Raw genomic sequence first — 18150 nt, forward strand, 5'->3', positions numbered from 1 at the left:
GGGCCCCACCGGAAACGAATCCGATGGGGCCCCTTCCATTTCTTACCGTAGCTCGCTACGAGTCGCGATTCAGCTCAATCATTCCTTCCGGTCACCATTTTGCGCGTCCTCGGCGAGATTAGCGTTGTCAAGGAATTCGAGGTGGCTGAACCCGATTGATTATATTACTCAACGCCTCTCGCCAGTTTTCCCCGAACACAGCGAGGTACTTGTCGTACCCTGCGTACACCTTTCCAGACGGACCTATCACAAGAGTCATGTGGCCCGATGCCGCCCTACCTACGGGACATAGCTCCTCATGAACCCTCTCCTCGTACTCTCTCACCAAGGATTGACTGATCCCCCTGGTGCCAGAGACTGCATCAAGCGAAAGGCCATCAACGCCATCTTCGGGAAAATACCGAGGATACGCCAACTCAAGCCCGTTGAACTCCTGGACAAACTCTACGGCAGCACTGGAGGCCCTATAGCCTCCTTGCCTCCATACCGACAGCACGTCTTCAACGTCGACTCGACGACCCGGATGCCATCCGCTACGCGTCAGGAGCTCACTCAGATCAAGATGCTCGCCAGCCTCCGTCACAGCCGTGTCCTGTCACGCGCACCGCCCGGGCCGCCCAGGATGATTCGGCACCATCCGCAGGACGGGAAACCTTCGAGGGTATCCTTACGGACGGTACCGTATTCAATCTCGTCCAATTTGGCTCCGTTGTTCATAGCCTCGTTGCAGGCATGGAACTCCGCACACGTGCCCGGGTCCCAGGGCTCCACATGGTGGCCACTGGCCTGCATGTCCTGGGCCGCCTCAAGGCGAGGCCGGAGGTCCGGATTGACGTAGCTGGGCAGCGCCCCACTCTCACCAGTGAAAACCTCCCCGGTGTAGGTGTCCCGCGCGGCGGAGACGGCCGTGTTGTTAGTGTCGCTGTCACGCGCCTCCTCGCGGGCAATCTCGCACAGGTCTTCACCATCATTGTGCACCAGTAGCGGAGTGCCACCGGCGACGACGTAGTAGGTGTGGACGCCATCAACCGTGAGGTTGTGCACCCGCTGATGACGGCTGAAGTGCTTGATTGAAACAATCTGCACCCAGGCGCCCGACGCCGATTGCATCCAATCGCCAACGTTGAGCTTATCAACCGCTACCCATGCGCCTGCGTCCGGAAGCCAGATCCGGTGGCCGCCCGTCGCGGTGATCGTCTCGACCTTCGAGCCCGCTCGGCCGTCGACATCCACGGCGATGGTGTAAAGGTGCTTGATGCCATTCCCGGTGATCAGCTTCGTGATGGGACGACGCTGCAGGGAGCGTGACTCTACATCTTCAGCGGCAACCTGATCCCCGACCTTGAGATCTTCGATCCGCTTGGTATCTCCGTTCGCCAAAAGCACCTTTGTGCCGGGTACAAAGCTGTTGCATTCCGGCTTCTTCGGGGCGGTGGGGTTGTCGGCGGGCTTGGGTTGCGGCGTGCCGGTGGGTGATGTTCCCTTGGCTCCGGCGGTGCCCGCTTCGGCGGCCTTGCGGGTGTCGTTGGTCGTGTCGATGCCGTCGGCGATCTTCTTACCGGTCTTGGCGAGCTTCGCCGCGGCCACCGCGTTCCCGGCCAGCGGGATAGCGGAAGCCATGGACATGGCCGCGTCGACGTAGTTGCCCTCGGCGAGGTACCAGATGCCGTTGGCGACGTCGGCGACCTCACCGATCACCGGCACCATGCCCGCCACGTCCAGGGCGGCGTGGCCGACGTCCGACCACGACATCCCGAACAGGTGCCCGTCCAACTCCACGAAGCTGACCGGGTTACCACCAGCGAACGCATACCGGTTACCGGTGAACGGATCCGTCGCCAACCCCATGTCGGCCATGGCGCCGCCGTAGGAATCCCGCGTCAGGAACCGGTTCAGGCCCGGGTCGTAGTTACGGAACCCCATGTCGTACGTGCCAGAGCCGGCGTCCCAGCGGGAGGCGTTGAACCGGAACGCGTTGTACGGCTCCTCACCCTCGGCCTGCGCACCCGGCTTGTCCACACCGGTGAACTGCGACTCGTCGTCCTTGCCGTACGCCGTGTAGCCGTACGTCGCTCGGGTCTTGCCGTCCTCCTTCGTGATACCGACGACGTCGCCACGCGGGCGGTAGATGAACTGCGAGTACTCCCGACTGCCGTCGTCCTTGTGCTTGATCTGGGTTAGCTGCTGACCCCACGGCGCGTACTGGTAGGACTTGGTCGCCTTACCTTCGACCTCTTCCCGCAGCACCTGGTTGTCCATCCCCAGGTACGTGAACGCCGTCGTCTTCGAACCCGTCGTCTGCGACACCGTCCGGTCGAACGGGTCGTACACGTAGGTCGTCGACTTCGCCGTCGCACCGATACCCGCGGTGGTCTTCGCCGTCCGGTCGAACCCGTCGTAGTAGTACTTCTGCGCCCGCTGACCACCGATCGACATGGTGTCGAGGCGACCCAACGGGTCGTAGTTGTACGTCGACGTCACCCCACCGGAGGTGGTGGAGTGCAGCCGGTTCCGGTCGTACTTGCTGGTGCTGGTCGCGCCCTCGATCGTCTGCGCCACCGTGTTGCTGTTGGCGTCGTAGGTGTACGACTCCACCGAGCTGCTGTCACCGGTCTTGTCGAGCCGGCTGATCCGGTCCTGCGGGTCGTAGGAGAAGACGTACGTGTTGTCGATGTGGTCCGCCGAGTTGTCGGCGTTCATCAACTTCATAACGTCCCGGGACGGGTGCCCGTTGGCCGAGTACTCCAGGTTGTGTTCGGCGACCGTCGCCCCGCCGGAGGTCTTCTCCAGCTGACGCTTTGTGGCGCCGTCCAGGTAGTACTCGAAGTCCACCGTGTTGCCGTTGGGCTTGGCCTGCTTGAGCATCTGCCCACGGGCGGTGTAGGTGAACGTCGAGATCTGCTGGTTACCGGCGGTCGCCGAGTCGGCGTTGGTCACCTTGGCGACCATGTCCCGCTCGTCGTACTCGATCTTCGACCAGGTCAGGTCGTGGGTCGAGGTGAGCGGGTTGCCGTTCGGGTCGTACGTCAGCGACGTGGTGTTCTTCGGCGTCGTCGCCGTCCCGACGAACTCCTTGACCGAGTCGATCTGGTTGAGGTCGTCGTACCCGATCTCGTACCGGTCGATCTGCGCGCCTGGGCTGAGGTCCTTGACCTCGGCCATCATCCCGTTCGGGTTGTACTTGTAGGTGAACTCCTTCTTCTCGTTGTCGACGTCGGCGGCGTTGTCCCGCACCAGCTTGACCGCGTCGGCGAGCACCTTGCCTGTCGCCTGGTCGGTGACGGTGACCTTCTGGACACCGTCCTCGGTAAAGGCATAGCTGCCCAGGCTCACCCAGGCGCCGGCGTTCTGCGTCTGGTTCACCGTCCTGGTGACGCTGCCACCGCTGTGGGTGACGGTGAACTTCGCGTCCGTGGCGGCACCGGTCACCTGCGGGTGCCGGACGAACACCTCGTAGTTGCCGTCCCGCGGGATGGTCAGCTGCCAGTTGAACTGCGCGGACCCGCTGCCCGCCGGCGCCGTGCCGACGTCGTAGCCGTACGCGCCGGTGGCGGCGCCGCTCGTCCAGGTGCCCTGGGTGGCGGTGTTGTGGGTGTCGGAGTTGTCGACCAGGACCACGTCCTTGCCGACCGGCAGGCCGTCCTCCGACCTACCCCTCTGGTTGCCCGACGGGAAGTAGTCCCAGGTCATCGTCCGGGACTGCGACCCGCCGGCCGAGGTCAGCGTGGTCTTGGTCTGCTGGCCCAGGTCGTTGTAGTCGTACGACGTGGTGATGTCCCACGGGTCGGACGTGGTCTTGGTCCACCCGTTGTCGTAGTACGTGTAGGTGGTGTCGTTGCGGACCGTCTGCCCGTCCGACGGCGGCGCACTGACCTTCTCCAGGTTGCCCACCGAGTCGTACGTGTAGATGGTCTTGTTGGGCGTGTTGTAGCGGCTGTCGTCCTTGTCGTAGGCCGACCACTCCTCCGCGACCCGGTTGAGCTTGTCGTACACCTTCTGGGTGGCGAAGTCGTCGGCGTCGACGGCGTCGTCGGTGTTCACACCGCGCGGGCTGATCACCTTCGTCGCGTTGCCGACCTGGTCGTACTCGTACTTCGTGGTGCGGTAGGTGATGGTGCCGGCGCCGTCCTTGCTGTGCGGCACCTTCGACTCCACCAGCGCGCCGCGGGGGTCGTACTTCGCCAGCGACTCATTGCCGTCCGCGTCGGTGCTGCCGACCGTCAGGCCGTCCTTGTCGTAGCGGGCGGTGGTGAACTTGCCGAGCGCGTCCGTGGTCTTGACGACCCGGTGGTTCCAGTCGTAGTCGAACTTCGTGGTGAAGTCGTCCGCGGCGCTGGCGTTCTTCTTGGCGTCGTAGAGGACCTTGACGTTGCCGACGTTGTCGTACTCCGTGCTGACCTTCTGGCCGAGACCGTTGCTGACCTCGATCGGCTGGTAGATCACGTCGTACTTCGTGGTCGTCGTGAAGTCGCCGACCGTCGCGGTCAGGTTGCCCTGCGGCTCCGTGACGGTCAGGACGTTGCCGACCTTGTCGTACGTCGTGGTGGTCTTCCGCTCCGGGTCGGTCGTCTCGTCCTTCGGGGCCAGCGTCTCGAGGACCTGGTCCGCCCGGTCGTAGACCGACGTCGACGCCGTCCCGTTGGCCGCGTACGCCTTCGTGATGTTGTCGTTCGGGTCGTACTCCGGGGCCGTGGTGGTGATGAATCGGCCGTTGGCCGCGTCCACCGGCTCGACCTTGGTGGTCGGGCGGCCGAAGGTGTCGTACGCCTGGGTGACCTTGGCGTCCTTGCCGTTCTTGACCTCGGTGACGTTGCCCCGAGCGTCGTACGTGAAGTACGACAACCCCTCGCCGGCGTCCTTGATGGTCGTCGGGTAGCCACTGACGTGGAAGGGGCCGTACTGGGTGATGTTGCCCCTGGCGTCCTTGGCGGTGAGGAGCTGGCCCCACTCGTCGTAGGTGTTGGTGCTGGTGTAGTCGCCGGCGGTCGCCGTGGTGTTGCCCAGCGGATCGGTGACCGACTCGATGTCACCCTCGGCGGTGTACGCGAAGCTCCACTTGCGACCCTCCGAGCTGGTCTTGGTGAGCACCTCGGCGACGTAGCCGTTGAGCTGGCGCTGGTAGGTCAGCACCGTGCCCGGCCAGCCGTTCTTGACCGCCTCGGCGTCCTTCACCACCGTCGGGTAACCGGTCTTGGTGTCGTACTCCCAGGTGGAGACGGCGGTGTTGGCCTCCTCGAGCCGGGTGACGTTGTGATCGTCGTCCCAGCCGAGCTTGGTGACCTCGTTCTTGGCGTTGGTGGTCTGGATGGACCGTCCGTAGCCGTCCATCAGGTAGGTGGTGGCGTGGTTCTCCGCGTCGGTGACCGTCGTCTGGATGTTGTTGGTGGCATCCGGGTCGACGTAGCCGAAGGTCGTCGGGTGGCCGAGCCGGTCGGTGTAGGACTTGGTCCGCCAGTGCCACTTCGGGTCGTCGCCGGCCTGCGGGTAGTTGTAGACCAGGTCGGTGGAGTAGGCCTGGCCGGTGGCGCTGGCCCGCGGGTCGGTGACCTTGACCAGCTTGACGTTCTTGTTCCCCTGCGTCATGTCGTAGCGGAACTTGAACGTCTTCGGCGCGCCGTTGGTGGAGCCGGCGCCGTCGATCAGCTCACCGAGCAGACCCTTGTCCGTGTAGGTGAAGGTGAGCTTGCGTCCCGAGACGTCGGTGATCTGCGAGACGTGGTCGATGATCTTCGGGTTGGTCAGGTTGGTCGCACCGGACACCCGGGCCCAGGTGGTGTCGTTGATGTAGTCGTAGGTCTGACCCTTGGCGTAGTAGTCCAGGGTCAGGGTGATCCGGCCGGTCGGGTCGGTGATGTACTTGAGGAACTTGGTCGGCTTGTTGTTGCTCTTGCGCTCCTCGTAGGTGAAGAGCATCTCGTTGCCGTTGTTGTCCACCACGCTGGAGAGGAAGCCCTCGCAGTCGTAGAAGAACTGCGTGCGGTCCGGCTTGGTCAGCACCCAGGCCTTGCGCTCCTGCACGTTGGGCTTGCAGTCGACCGGGCTGTTCTTCTGCAGGTAGAGGTTGACCCCCTTGGGGCTCTTCCACTCGGAGGTGGCCGCGTCCCAGGTGAACCAGTGGCTGGTGCCGTCGCCGTCGGTCAGGGTGACCTTCGTCGGGTTCGGGTTGGGGTGGAAGTCCAGCGGGGTGCCCAGGCGCATCATCGACGACGCCTGCAGCGACCAGCCGAAACCGGCGACCGAGTCGGTGGTGTCCAGCGAGTTGTAGGACATCCGGACGAACGTCGACAGGCCACGCGACGGGTTGTTGATCGCGTTGTACGACCAGACGGTGTTGCCGGCGTACAGGTTGTTCATCAGGGTGCCGCCGGCGCCGGTGTTCTTGCCCGCGTAGGAGTAGAACTTTTCCAGGCCGAGCTGGTCGGAGGTCGGCTCCTCCACCGCCACGTTCTGCGGCAGACCCTTGATCGGGCCGGTGTCCGACAGCTTCCGGCCGTCGAGCTTGCTGCGCAGGTCCCAGCTGAGCACGTACTCGGTGCGCTTGTTGCCGTCGGTGGACGACGGCGGGGTCTTCACCTGGGCGGTGATGTCGACCGTGCGGCCGGCCAGCACGTTCGCCGGCAGCGGCGTACGCAGCTCGTAGCTGTCGTCGGGAAGGTCCTCGAGGACACCGGAGGCGCCGTACCGCTTCCAGTCGTAGGACAGCTCCCAGTCGGTGGTGTTCCAGGGCGCCAGCGTCGGATTCGACACGGTCACCGGGAGGGTGTACGTGGCGTTCGGCGTCAGCGTCTGCGGCGTCGAGGCCGCGTAGTACGTCGACTCGGCGGTCTGCTCGAGGTAGGTCACCTCCAGCGTCGGCCGCAGCAGCGGCTCCTTCGCCTCGGACGACAGCATCATCGCCCGCGCCGTCTGGTTGACCTCGTCACGCTGGCGCAGCAGGAAGCCGTAGTTGGTTTCCGGGGCGGTGTGCCAGCCCTTCACCGCGGTCGTGACGTCCCAGCTCTCCCACTCCGGGTCGTTGGTGAAGCCGTTGAAGCTCGCTTTCCAGGAGGTGTCGTACTCGCCGCCGGCGGTCGTCCAGAGGGCAGTCGCGTTGCGGCGGTTCCACGTCGCGGTCTTCTCGTCGAACGAGTTCTTCAACCGGTAGACGTCGACGTACTCGTCCTGGTCGGTGCCCGGATACAGGTAGGTGTTCCACATCCGCAGATCCGCGTCCACCACCTGCGCGTCGGTGGGGATTCCGCTGAGGGTGGGAAACTTGACCAGGCCACGGGTGTCGCCGTACCCGGTGGCGGGATCCGAGTTGTTGCCCACCGCCACGTACGGGTCACCGTCGTAGACGTCGACGTTGGTGTCCTTCATGGTGGTGCCGTTCGCCAGCGTGGTGTCGATGACACCGTCGGTGCCGGTCGAGTTGGTCGCCGCCGTGCGGTAGATCCGGGTGATCTGACCGGCCTTCGGCAGCATCACCGGCTGGGTGGGGCCGGCGATGACCTGCCCGTCCCTGGTCTTCGCCGCGACCATGTAGTAGTAGAACTTGCGCTTCATCGGGTCGGTCTCGGCCGCCGGCGTCGGGACCGCCGTGGTGTCCTGGTACGTCCGGGTGGCTGACGAGACCGGCGCGATCAGCGTCGTCGCCGACGGGGCGAACACCTGCTCCAGGCTGCGGTGCACCTGGTACTCGACGACGTCGTCGTCCGGGCTTGTCGACGGGTCGACATACGCTGGCCAGGTCAGGACCGCGCCGGTGGAGGTGACCGTGGTCGGCGGGCTCACGGCCACACCGGGCCGGCCGTAGGTGACGACCAGCTTCGGCAGGTTGTAGTCCCGCCGGTCGTTCATGTAGTTGTACTCGGAGCCCTCGAAGATGGCGCCGCCACGCTTCTTGGTGACCTCGTCCACGGCCTTGATCATGAAGCCGTGGTTGGGCGTACCGGTGAGCCACTGCTGCACCACGTCCCGGACGGCAAAGGAGCTCCAGGCGCTGGAGATGGCGCGGGGCTTGTTCGCCACGCCCCAGCGGGTGAAGCGCACCGCGTCGGCGATCACGGACTTGCCCGCGACGTCCTTGAGCACCACCCTGCCGGCGGTGCCGGCGTTGAAGCGGTACGTGCCGAGCGAGGCCCAGCTGCCGCGCGCCACCGGCGTGGTCTGGTTGACCGAGGGGGTCGCGGTACCGGTGGCGTGGATGACGTTGTACGGGGTGGGGTTGGCCCGGTCGCTTTCCCCGACGTAGTGCACCTCGACCTTGTAGTCGCCCGTCTCCGTGATGGTCGGGGTCCAGGTGTGGGTGTTCCCGGTGACCAGGTCGTCGTTGTACCGGTAGTCGGTCTTCACCGCCAGCGGGGTCAGCTCGGCGTTGGTGGAGTAGTTCCAGGTGCCGCTCACCGACGTGCCGGTGTCACCGTCGTCGAGTTGCACGAGGTTGCCGGCGGCGGTCGTCGTCATGTTGGTGTTCATGGACGCCCAGGTGGCGGTGGTCTCGTCCCAGGGGGCGATGACCCGCCGCGCCTCCATCAGGACGTCGTACTGCCAGGTGTACAGCGACTGGTCGTAGTACATCTCCAGGCGGGCGTCGTCGATCGCGGTGTTCTGCGGAACGATCTTCGGGTCGAGGGGGAACTTGACCAGCGACCGCCACGAGTAGCTGCTGTCCGTGCCGACCCCCAGCTGGTACGTGTTGCCGTGTGGGGTCGTCGCCGCACCCTGGTAGATCTGGGTGTCCTGGGCGTCGGTCGGCACTGGCTGGATCTTGATGGTCGGGTCGATCACCACCGGATAGACGCGGGCCGGGTCGGCCAGCCAGCCGGCGTCCGCGGACACCGTGACGCTGGTCTGCCCGTACATCTGCTGCACCCGCTGGGTGACCTTGTCGCTCCACACCTTGCCGTGCGGAGAGGCCTTGTCGTCCTTCGCGTCGTACATGAACGGCGCCGGCATCACGAACGCCGGCTCGCCGCCGCCGCGCGGAACGAACGCGATCGAGCCGTCCTGGCGCTGCTGCGCCGTCAGTCCGGCGGTGTCCAGGGTGAAGGTGTACGACACCGGCCCGGTCGGGGCGCGGTGCAGAACGATCTTCTCCTTGAGCGCGGTGGAGGTGACGTCGTAGACGACGTCGGCGCCGCCGGCGAGGCCCGGGTAGGTGACCGTGGAGCCGGAAACCTTCGGCGTGACGCTCTTGGCAGCGCCGGCCAGGCCCAGCTCGATGCTCCGGCCGTCCTTCTCGAAGCGGGCCAGCTCGTCGGAGCTGTCACCGAAGAGGCTGGTGAAGGTGTTGGTCCGGTTGCCCTGGACGTACCCCTTGTCCCTCGCCGGGCGGATGGTGGTGTCGATGGTCTGGAACTTGCCCTTGGCGTCCCTGTAGTGCAGCGGCACCATCGAGATCTCGGCCTGCGTCCGACCGTCCGCGAGCTGATAGACCTTGCCGTTGGCGGTCCGCTTGCCGGTCAGCTCCTTGACCCGCTTCTGCGGCGGCCAGTTCTTCGCCGGCGGCGGCTTCTCGTTCACCGCCAGGCCGGCGCTGACCGCCTCCGGCCGGGCCTTGCGCGGCCCACCGTCGACCATGTCGCGTGCCGCGTTACCCAGCTTGGAGAACAGACCTTCGTCCTCCGGGGCGCCCGCCGTCAGGTCGGCATCCGCCAACCGCTGGTCGGGTTGTCGGCCAGGCAGGGCCTCCATCCCGCCCAGCGTGGCCACCAGGGCCAGCACCAGTCCCCCGACAAGGGGACCTCGTGATCGTCCCTTCATCATTACCCTCCGGTCCTCGACAGACACGTCGGGTGGAGGCTAGGAAGCGTCGATATGCGCGCTGCTATCTTGCGGCTACTTCGCGACGACGCTGCACGGAGAACGGAAGGAGCCTCCGGCCGTTCGGCCGGAGGCTCCTGGTGGATCCGGAACTGGCTAGTAACGGCCCAGGTTCTGCACCGGGCACATGACGATGCGCGGCGAGCGGGCCGGGTCGAGCCACTTCAACACCGAGACCAGGTTGGCGTGGGACATGCTCACGCAGCCCGCCGTGGCGTTGCCGCCGGAGGTGCTGTACTCGTGCAGGAAGATCCCGCTGCCCTTCCCGGGAACGGGCGCGGCCACGTTCGGCGACATGTTGTACGTGATCACCGCGAAGTGCGTGTACGCCGGCTTCTCGGTCCACAGCGCCTCGCTCCAACCACCCGGGTTGGTGGTGGTGTGCTGGAACGTGTTGTACGCGGGCGAGTCCGGGTTCTCGTTCCACCAGTCGTACTGCACGACCTGGTGGTAGGGGTAGCGCACGCCGGGATTCGCGCCGATGCCGTACATGGTCGGGCCGAACGAGTAGACCCCGGTGGGGGTGTTCGGCACGCCCTCCAGGTGGTTGTCGCTGAAGCCCTTCGAGCCGATCCGGGCCGGCAGCGGCGCCGACACCGCCACCCAGTGGCCGTTGACCTTGTGGAACGTCTCCAAGGTGGCGTAGGTGGTGCTGTAGCCGTCGCCGGTCACGACGACCACCTGCGTGGTCGCGGCGGGCAGGGTGGTCAACCGGGAGGCCCGGTTGGGCGGCGGGATCGGCTTCGCCCGGCCCGTCGTCGTCCCGACGGGGCCACCGGCGATAGGAGTTGGTTCCATTCGCCAGATGATCGCATCCCGGCCGTCTTCCCGGTGTCCCGGAAATGGTGACGGATCTCGTCGCACAATTTCGGCGGGTCGATGTAACGCGGGAGAGGCTCGCGACGCTTTCTCTTTCCGGTGGAGAAGAGGGATCGGCGCTAAACAGTTCTGGTGGCGGGTCAGGACCGGGTCCGCAACTCCCCGGCCCTGACCACCAGCCGTCCGGTGTGGTAGCGGAATCGCCGCTGCGAGCACGGCGGGCGTGGCACGCCGCCCACGCCGGGCTCAGCACGGCGAGCCGGCCCGCCTGCACTCAGCTCCACGGTGCCCAACTACCGGACTTCGGTGCGTTCCCGACTCACCCCGAAGAGCCGTGAACGCGCGCCCAGGTTAGGCATCCGGCCGGCGCTCGGACAAGCATTCCGGGGCTCCGCCGAATGTGATTGATACCAATCAGGAAATGCGGCATGTCCGCGTAACGCGGCTACCCGGGTTGACGCTGTTTTTCCTCGAAGCGACCCGTCCGGCCAGGGTCCGTCGGGCCGACGGAGAGCGCTCCCGCCGCGGCGGCGCCGGCGATGAGCGCGAGGGCCGCCAGGTGCAGCAGTCGGACCCCGGCGGGAGCGGGCACGGTGGCGGCCGGCAGCAGCGGCAGCACCGTCGCCCCGGCGGCGGTGACCGGCAGGGCCACTGCCCAGAAGACGGCGGGCCGCGTCGGCGGCGCGGGCGGTCGTACCCCTTGGAAGATCTCACCCCGGCGGGCCGCCCGCAGCGCCAGGGCGACCACCACGACGCCGCCGACGGCGGTGCTGACCAGGTCCGAGAAGAACCACCAGTACATGCCGGTGTGCGCGTGGAAGTCCTCGATCCCGACCAGGCGCAGCCAGCGCTCGGTGTGCGTGGCCCGGTCCCAGAGCACGTGACTGGCCGCGCCGATCAGCGCCGAGCAGACCGTGACCTGCCAGGGGTGCCGGACCGCGCCGAGGGCGGCGTGATCCCGCCAGGCGAAGAGCCGGTCGCCGGGCAGGTGCACCGCGATCCCGGCCACCGTGCGGCGGACGATCCAGGCGTAGGCCAGCGCGACGGGCAGGCCCCACCAGAGCACCCCGCCCGCGGTGTGGGTGTGCCCGCCCAGCTCGATCCCGGTGCCGGTGAACAGGTAGGCGACGTCCGGCGACACCGCGCCGGTGGCCAGCGCGACCCCGTCGAACCAGCGCGGTCGCCACAGCTTGAGCGGCAGCACCGGCGCCAGGTGCGAGGGGAACGTCAGGGGCACCTACCGGACGTTACCGGCCCGCGCGGGCTCAGAAGTACCGAAGCAGGTCGGTGAACTCCTTGAGGCGCAGCACGCCCTCGTCGGCCGGGTCGAGTTCGTCCTGCTCCAGCACCCAGGTGTTGTCGTTCGGGATGAACACCGCGTTCATGCCCGCGGCCCGGGCGGGCAGGATGTCGGACTTCGGGGAGTTGCCGATCATCCAGGCGCGGGCCGGGTCGAAGCCGTGCTCCCGGGCCAGCCAGCGGTAGGTGTCGACGTCCTTCTCCATCACGATGTGCGCGGCGTCGAAGTGGTGCAGCAGCCCGCAGGCGTCGAGCTTGCGCTGCTGCTCCTCCCGGTCGCCCTTGGTCAGCAGCAGCAGGTCGTACCGGCCGGCGAGGGCGTCCAGCGTGTCGGCGACGCCGGGCATCAGCTCCACCTGGTGGGCGACGAGCGCGGCGGCCAGTTCGTCGATCTCCCGGCGCTCCCGCTCGGTGGCGGGCCGCTCGCGCAGCCGCTCCAGGCACTCGCCGAGGCTGCGCAGGAAGACCTTGCTGCCGTAACCGTGGGCCACCGCGTTGGCGCGTTCGATGTCGTCCAGCACCGCCCGGATCTGCGCCCGGTCCAGCGTCGGGTGCTCCAGCCAGTCCAGGAAGTCGTCGATCACCCGCTCGAAGACGACGTTGTTCTCCCAGAGCGTGTCGTCGGCGTCGAAGACGAGCACCGCCGCGTCCCGGCGCTGTTCCATCGGTTTCCCTCCCGGTCTGGCTCCGGGACACGCTACTGCGCGCCGCCGGCGACGGTCATCCGGGTTACGCCGCCGCGTGGCCCCCGGCACGCGACCCCGTCGGGCAGGGCGCGGCGAACAGCCCGGCCGCGATCAACTCCTCCCGCTGCTCCTGCGTCTCCGGTCGCAGCCGGCCGCCCCGGGTCAGCATGACCGTGCCGTGCAGGAGGGCCCAGCCGATCTCGGCGAGCGCGTCGGGGTCGCGGCCGACGGCCAACGGCGCCAGCGCGGCGCGCAGTTCGGCGAAGGCGGCACGGGGCGCGCCGGGCGCCGGGTCGCGGCCGAGGGTGAGGTCCGGGGTGTGGGCGAGCATGGCGTCGTACACCTCCGGGTTGGCGTACGCGAAGTCCAGGTACGTCGTCACCACCGCCGGCCAGGCGCCGTCGTCGCCGGCCGCTTCCCGGGCGGCGGCGAGGGCGGCGGCCAGGTCGGCGAAGCCGCGCAGCGCCACCGCGGCCACCAGCGCGGCCGGATCGGGGAAGCGGCGGTACAGGGTCTCGATGTCGATCCCGGTCCGCTCGGCCAGCCGGCGGCGGGTCACCGCCGCCCACCCCTCGGCCTCGGCCAGCTGCCGGGCGGCCGCCACGACCCGGGCCGGCTCGGCCGGCTCGTTCGGCGCGGCCGGCTCGTTGGACTCGGCCGGCTCGTTCGAACCGGCCGGCTCGGCGTCCGGGCCGTCGGTGGGCGACACCCGGTCGATGCTAGCGATGGTCACCCCCGGTCACCGTTAGGTGACGGATTGGCGACTCTCACCCCGGCCGGTCAGCGGCGCAGGGTGAGGATGAGGTCCGCGACCAGCGCGGTCCACCCGGTCTGGTGCCAGGCCCCCAGGCCGGCGCCGTTGTCGCCGTGGAAGTACTCCGGGAAGCAGATCAGGTCCCGCCAGTCGGGGTGGGTCTGGAAGAGCTGGGCGGCGCCGTAGATCGGCCGCCGCCCCCAGTCGTCCCGGGTGAACAGCGAGATCAGCCGGGCCGACAGGTCGTCGGCGATCTCGTCCAGGGTGCACTTGCGCCCGGAGCGGGTCGGGTACTCCACCTGGAGGTCGTCGCCGAAGAACGCGGCGTAGTCGCGCAGCGCGCTGATCAGCAGGAAGTTGGTCGGCATCCAGATCGGGCCCCGCCAGTTGGAGTTGCCGCCGAACAAACCGCTGGTCGACTCGGCCGGCTCGTACCCGACGGCGAACTCCTGCCCGCCCAGGGTCACCGAGAAGGGCTTGTCCAGGTGGGCGCGGCTCAGCGTGCGCAGGCCGTAGTCCGAGAGGAACTCGTCGGGGTCCAGCATCCGGGCGAGCAGCCGGACCACCTGCTCCGGGCCGACCATGGAGAGCAGCCGCTGCTGACGGCCGTCCGGGCCGAGCCGGCGGGCGCCGATCACGTCGGCGTACTCGGGGCGGTGGGTGAGGAACCAGCGCAGCCGGGCGCCCAGCTCGGGCAGGCGTTGCAGGGTACGCGCGGTGAGCCGGGTGGTGGCGGCCAGCGGCAGCAGCCCGACCACCGAACGCACCCGCAGCGGCACCTGGCTGCCGTCGGCGAGCCGCAGCACGTCGTAGAAGAAGGCGTCCTCCTCGTCCCAGAGCCCCTGCGAGTACGCGGCCGCCGCGATGTACGCGAAGTGCTCGAAGAACTTGGTGGCGGTGTCGACGTAGGCGTGGTCGTGCTCGGCCAGCACGATGGCCATGTCCAGCAGGTTGAGCGCGTACATCGCCATCCAGCCGGTGCCGTCGGACTGCTCCAGCACCCCGGCCACCGGCAGCGCGGCGGACCGGTCGAACGGGCCGACGTTGTCCAGCCCGAGGAAGCCGCCCTCGAAGACGTTGTTGCCACCGGTGTCCTTGCGGTTGACCCACCAGGTGAAGTTGAGCAGCAGCTTGTGCATCACCCGGGCCAGGAACTCGTGGTCACGCCCGCCGTCGATCTCGAACACCTTCAGCGCCGCCCAGGCGTGCACCGGCGGGTTGACGTCGCCGAACGCCCACTCGTACGCCGGGATCTGCCCGTTGGGGTGCAGGTACCACTCGCGGAGCAGGAGCAGCAGCTGGTCCTTGGCGAAGCCCGGGTCGACCCGGGCGATGCTGACGCAGTGGAAGGCCAGGTCCCAGGCGGCGTACCAGGGGTACTCCCAGGGGTCGGGCATGGAGAACACGTCGAAGCTGTTCATGTGCCACCAGGCGCTGTTGCGCCCGTGCCGGCGACCGGCCGGCGGCGGCGCGGAGCCGGGATCGCCCTCCAGCCACCGCTTGACGTCGAAGTGGTAGAACTGCTTGCCCCACATCAGCCCGGCGATCGCCTGCCGGGCGATCAGGGCCTCGTCGGCGCTGGCCGCCGCCGGGATGACCCCGGCGAAGAACCGGTTGGCCTCGGCCCGGCGGGCCCAGAGCACGGCGTCGAAGCCGTCGCGCAGGTCCGCCGGGGGCGGCGGGGAGGTGCCGGGCGGCGGGGCGGTGCGGGTCAGCCGCAGCCGGATCTGCCGCTGGCCGCCGGCGGGCACGTCGAGGACGTAGTGCAGCGCCCCCTTGGTCCCCTCCCGCGCCGGGTTGACCGTGGCGGCGCCGGTCACGACGTGGTCGTTGATGCCGTCCTTCGGGTACGGCGACCGCCCCGGCAGCCCCCAGAGCCGCTCGGCGTTGGTGTCGTTGTCGCAGAGCAGCGGGGTCGGCGCGCCGTCGCCCTCCAGCAGGACCTGGCCCAGCACCCAGTGCTCACCGACCAGCCGGGAGCCCTCGCCGACCAGCCGGGGGACCCGATCGGCGCCGGGCAGCCCCCAGGCCCAGGTGTTGCGGAAGAACAGGTGCGGCAGCACGTGCAGGGTGGCCGCCTCGTCGCCCCGGTTGGCGACCGTGACGAGGATGCACATGTCGGTCGGGGACGCCTTGGCGTAGTCGACGGTCACCGCCCAGTACCGGTCGTCGTCGAAGATCCCGGTGTCGACCAGCTCGTACTCGGTCTCGTCCCGCGCGCGCAGCGCGTTGACCGCGACCAGCTCGTCGTAGGGGAAGGCGGCCTGTGGGTAGTGGTAGCGCCAGCGCATCCAGGAGTGGGTGGGCGTGGAGTCCTCGTACCACCAGTACTCCTTGACGTCCTCGCCGTGGTTGCCGCCGTCGCCGCCGAGGCCGAACATCCGCTCCTTGAGGATCGGGTCGACACCGTTCCACAGCGCGAGGGAGAAGCAGAAGGTCTGCCGGTCGTCGCAGACGCCCGCCATGCCGTCCTCGTTCCACCGGTAGGCTCTGGACCGCGCGTGGTCGTGGGGGAAGTAGTCCCACGCCGTACCGTGCTCGCTGTAGTCCTCCCGTACCGTCCCCCACGCCCGCTCGGACAGATAGGGACCCCATGCGCGCCAGTCCTGCTCCCGGGCGTCGGCCTGGGCCAGCCGGAGCCGCTCGGCGTCGGGGGACGGTGCGTCGGAGGGCGAGGAGTCGGTGAACACGTGCACATCTTCGACGCCGCCCGGGTACTTCACCACAAGGGCCATTGTCGTCGTGGCGCGTCACACCTCGCGGCCGCAGGAGGAAAGTAGTTGATCGAGATCGGTTTCGGTCCGCAGGTCTGCGGCGAACTGGCCGGCGGGGCGACCCGGGAGTGGCTGGTCACCGACGGCCTGGGCGGGTACGCGATGGGCACGGTCAGCGGGTTGCGCACCCGGCGCTACCACGGCCTGCTGGTGGTGGCCGGCGAGACGCCGGCGTCCCGCCGGGTGGGACTGGTGAGCCTCGACCCGGCGGTGACCCTGCCCTCCGGGGCGCGGGTGCGACTCGGCGCGCACGAGTGGTCCTCGGGCGTGGTCGACCCGCGCGGCTTCGAGCTGCTGGAGCGCTTCGAGCTGGTCGACGGGCTGCCGCGCTGGCGCTGGCGGATCGGCGACGTGGTGATCGAGCGGGAGCTGGCGATGACCCACGGCCGCCCCGGCGTGGCGGTGGTGCACCGGCTGGTCGCCGGCGGCCCGGTCCGGCTGGAGCTCTCGGCGGCCTGCACCTGGCGGGACGCGCACGGCGAGCGCCGCGCGGACGGCCCGGCGCCCCGGATGGAGCCGGTCGACGGCGGCGCGGTGGTGGAGGGCTCGTTCCGGCTGGCCGGGCCGGACTGGACGCCCGAGGGGCAGTGGTGGCTCGGCGTGCACCACCGCGAGGAGGCCGCGCGCGGGCTGCACCCGGAGGAGGACCTCTGGTACGCGGGCCGCTTCGCCGGCGCGCTGGACCGCCCCGGCGACACGGTGTCGGTGCTGGCCTGGGCCGGTGACCTCGCTGACGAGCCGCCGTCGGCGACCGAAGTGGTCGCGGCGGCCCGCCGACGGCACCGGGCGGTGGTGGCGGCGGCGAAGCCGGCCGACCCGGTCGAGGCCACCCTCACCCTGGCCGCGGACGCGTTCGTGGTGCGCACGTCCGCCGGGCCCGACGTGGTGGCCGGCTACCCCTGGTTCGGGGCCTGGTCACGGGACACGATGACCTCGTACGAGGGACTGTTCCTGTGCACCGGGCGGGCCGACGAGGGGCGGGCGCTGCTGCGCTCGTACGGGGCCACGCTGTCGGAGGGGATGCTGGCGAACACCGCCGACACCGGCCGGGTGGAGTACAACACCGTCGACGCGACGCTGTGGTTCCTGCACGCGGTGAGCCGGCACGTCACGCTCACCGGCGACACCGACCTGGGCGACGAACTGCTGCCGGCGCTGCACGCGGTGGTCGAGGCGCACCTGGCCGGCACCCGGTACGGCATCGCGGTCGACCCGGCCGACGGCCTGCTCACCCAGGGCGGCATTCCGGGCACCGCGCTGACCTGGATGGACGCGCGGGTCTACGGAGTGCCGGTGACGCCGCGCACCGGCAAGCCGGTCGAGGTCAACGCGCTCTGGGTCAACGGCCTGGCCGGCCTGGCCGAGCTGACCGAGCTGGCCGGCCGGGACGCGGCCGAGCTGTGGCGGCTGCACGCCCGGGCCCGGGAGGCGTTCGGCAAGCGGTTCCCGTCGCCGGCCGGCTGGCTGCACGACGTGGTGGACGCGCCGGCGCCGGCCTATCCGCTGGGCGGGGCGGCGTACCACGACGACGACCTGCTGCGCCCCAACCAGCTGCTGGCCTGGTCCCTGCCGTACGCCCCGCTGGAGCCGGACCCGGCGGTGCTGCGCCGGGTGGCGGCCGGGCTGTTCACCCCGCTCGGCCCGCGCAGCCTCTCCCCCGACTCCCCGGACTTCGCCGCCCGGCACCGGGGCGGGCCGGCCGAGCGGGACACCGCCTACCACCAGGGGACCGTCTGGCCGTGGCTGATCGGACCGTTCGTCGACGCGTACCGGAAGGCCGGTCTGCCCACCGATGACCTTTTGGTCGGACTTGAGGGCCATTTGGGCGATTATGGCCTAGGATCGGTGAGTGAGACGGCCGACGGCGCCCCGCCGCACGCCGCGACCGGCTGCCCGTTCCAGGCGTGGTCGGTGGCCGAGCTGCTGCGGGTCCGCCGGCTGCGCTAAACAGGCGTTACATCCCGGCAACGACGGCGTCTCCGCTGGTTATCCAGCGATCGGCAGGATGGGCCCC

At 68.8% G+C, this 18150-nt stretch carries 8 protein-coding genes; 1 reads left to right on the top strand and 7 read right to left on the bottom strand.

The window, feature by feature from the left end:
* Positions 1 to 127: 127 nt before the first annotated feature.
* The 7 genes from ACTMS9_RS14910 to ACTMS9_RS14940 all read right to left on the bottom strand — a co-directional run bounded on the left by ACTMS9_RS14910 (position 128) and on the right by ACTMS9_RS14940 (position 16097).
* Positions 128 to 583, bottom strand: a complete 456-nt coding sequence (locus ACTMS9_RS14910) for an SUKH-3 domain-containing protein (protein ID WP_441146679.1) — start codon at positions 581 to 583, stop codon at positions 128 to 130.
* Positions 580 to 9675 (bottom strand): golvesin C-terminal-like domain-containing protein, encoded by a 9096-nt coding sequence (locus ACTMS9_RS14915; protein ID WP_441165223.1) that lies wholly within the window; start codon positions 9673 to 9675, stop codon positions 580 to 582. The genes ACTMS9_RS14910 and ACTMS9_RS14915 overlap by 4 nt, the downstream gene beginning before the upstream one ends.
* 225 nt (positions 9676 to 9900) lie before the next feature.
* Positions 9901 to 10602, bottom strand: a complete 702-nt coding sequence (locus ACTMS9_RS14920; RefSeq protein WP_210779498.1) for a L,D-transpeptidase family protein — start codon at positions 10600 to 10602, stop codon at positions 9901 to 9903.
* Positions 10603 to 11068: 466 nt separating this feature from the next.
* The gene (locus ACTMS9_RS14925) at positions 11069 to 11860 is read right to left on the bottom strand and encodes a DUF4184 family protein (RefSeq protein ID WP_441165224.1); all 792 of its coding nucleotides are present in this window, start codon (positions 11858 to 11860) and stop codon (positions 11069 to 11071) included.
* A gap of 28 nt (positions 11861 to 11888) precedes the next feature.
* A complete protein-coding gene (locus tag ACTMS9_RS14930) occupies positions 11889 to 12587 on the bottom strand; it encodes an HAD family hydrolase (protein ID WP_441165225.1) in 699 nt (232 codons plus the stop codon).
* Positions 12588 to 12651: 64 nt separating this feature from the next.
* A complete protein-coding gene (locus ACTMS9_RS14935; RefSeq protein ID WP_441165226.1) occupies positions 12652 to 13341 on the bottom strand; it encodes a WHG domain-containing protein in 690 nt (229 codons plus the stop codon).
* Positions 13342 to 13388: 47 nt separating this feature from the next.
* The gene (locus tag ACTMS9_RS14940; RefSeq protein WP_441165227.1) at positions 13389 to 16097 is read right to left on the bottom strand and encodes an MGH1-like glycoside hydrolase domain-containing protein; all 2709 of its coding nucleotides are present in this window, start codon (positions 16095 to 16097) and stop codon (positions 13389 to 13391) included.
* 45 nt (positions 16098 to 16142) lie between these two features.
* Here ACTMS9_RS14940 and ACTMS9_RS14945 point away from each other — a divergent pair, with 45 nt between their 5' ends.
* Positions 16143 to 18083 carry an amylo-alpha-1,6-glucosidase gene (locus ACTMS9_RS14945; protein ID WP_441146691.1) on the top strand — a complete coding sequence of 647 codons (1941 nt, stop codon included), beginning with the start codon at positions 16143 to 16145 and terminating at the stop codon, positions 18081 to 18083.
* Positions 18084 to 18150: the final 67 nt, after the last annotated feature.

The organism is Micromonospora sp. L31, assembly GCF_052068075.1.
GTDB lineage: Bacteria > Actinomycetota > Actinomycetes > Mycobacteriales > Micromonosporaceae > Micromonospora > Micromonospora purpureochromogenes.

Bases quoted from the DNA above. Each gene is read 5' to 3' on its own strand.
- ACTMS9_RS14915 (WP_441165223.1), bottom strand. From the start codon at position 9,675: ATGGAGGCCCTGCCTGGCCGACAACCCGACCAGCGGTTGGCGGATGCC.
- ACTMS9_RS14920 (WP_210779498.1), bottom strand. From the start codon at position 10,602: ATGGAACCAACTCCTATCGCCGGTGGCCCCGTCGGGACGACGACGGGC.
- ACTMS9_RS14930 (WP_441165225.1), bottom strand. From the start codon at position 12,587: ATGGAACAGCGCCGGGACGCGGCGGTGCTCGTCTTCGACGCCGACGAC.
- ACTMS9_RS14940 (WP_441165227.1), bottom strand. From the start codon at position 16,097: ATGGCCCTTGTGGTGAAGTACCCGGGCGGCGTCGAAGATGTGCACGTG.